A 1,546-nucleotide genomic window follows, 5' to 3' on the forward strand; every position below is an offset into this window, starting at 1 on the left:
TATTATACAATGTAGAGTTTGATCCTGGCTCAGGATGAACGCTAGCTACAGGCCTAACACATGCAAGTCGAGGGGCATCGCGTGCCGGATTTCGGTCCGGCACGGCGGCGACCGGCGCACGGGTGAGTAACGCGTACCCTACCTTCCCCTTTCCCGGGGCCAGCCCTGCGAAAGCAGGATTAATCCCCGGCGGTGTCCCGGGTCCGCATGGGTGCGGGACCAAAGGAGCGATCCGGAAAGGGATGGGGGTGCGTTCCATTAGCTTGACGGCGGGGTAACGGCCCACCGTGGCCGCGATGGATAGGGGTTCTGAGAGGAAGGCCCCCCACACTGGGACTGAGACACGGCCCAGACTCCTACGGGAGGCAGCAGTGAGGAATATTGGTCAATGGGCGATAGCCTGAACCAGCCAAGTAGCGTGGAGGACGACGGCCCTACGGGTTGTAAACTCCTTTTGCGCGGGGATAAAGTGCTCCACGTGTGGGGCTTTGCAGGTACCGCGCGAATAAGCATCGGCTAACTCCGTGCCAGCAGCCGCGGTAATACGGAGGATGCAGGCGTTATCCGGATTCATTGGGCTTAAAGGGAGCGCAGACGGTCCCGTAAGCCGGCCGTGAAATTCCGGGGCCCAACCCCGGCCAGCGGTCGGAACTGCGGGACTTGAGTGCGGCCGAGGCGGGCGGAATTCGTGGTGTAGCGGTGAAATGCTTAGATATCACGAAGAACTCCGATTGCGAAGGCAGCCCGCCAGCCCGCTACTGACGTTGAGGCTCGAAGGTGCGGGTATCGAACAGGATTAGATACCCTGGTAGTCCGCACGGTAAACGATGGACACCCGCCGTGGGCGACATACAGTCCGCGGCCAAGCGAAAGCGTTAAGTGTCCCGCCTGGGGAGTACGCCGGCAACGGTGAAACTCAAAGGAATTGACGGGGGCCCGCACAAGCGGAGGAACATGTGGTTTAATTCGATGATACGCGAGGAACCTTACCCGGGCTCGAACCTCCCCCGAATCCGGCGGAGACGCCGGAGCCAGCAATGGCGGGGGCGGAGGTGCTGCATGGTTGTCGTCAGCTCGTGCCGTGAGGTGTCGGCTTAAGTGCCATAACGAGCGCAACCCCTCCCTCCAGTTGCCATCGGGTAATGCCGGGGACTCTGGAGGCACTGCCATCGCAAGATGCGAGGAAGGCGGGGATGACGTCAAATCAGCACGGCCCTTACGTCCGGGGCTACACACGTGTTACAATGGGGGGTACAGAGGGCCGCTGCACGGCGACGTGCGGCCAATCCCTAAATCCCCTCCCAGTTCGGACCGGAGTCTGGAACCCGACTCCGCGAAGCTGGATTCGCTAGTAATCGCGCATCAGCCATGGCGCGGTGAATACGTTCCCGGGCCTTGTACACACCGCCCGTCAAGCCATGAAAGCCGGGGGTGCCTGAAGTGCGCTTCCGCGAGGGGCGCCCTAGGGTAAAACCGGTGATTGGGGCTAAGTCGTAACAAGGTAGCCGTACCGGAAGGTGCGGCTGGAACACCTCCTTTCTGGAGC

Annotated in this window: 1 rRNA gene; it reads left to right on the forward strand. The window is 61.4% G+C overall.

What is annotated here, in order from left to right:
* The first annotated feature begins 6 nt into the window (after positions 1-6).
* Positions 7-1,539 (forward strand): 16S ribosomal RNA (locus QUW60_RS14935).
* The last annotated feature ends 7 nt before the right edge of the window (positions 1,540-1,546 follow it).

This window comes from Bacteroides gallinaceum (assembly GCF_030373775.1).
Lineage (GTDB): Bacteria > Bacteroidota > Bacteroidia > Bacteroidales > Bacteroidaceae > Phocaeicola > Phocaeicola excrementipullorum.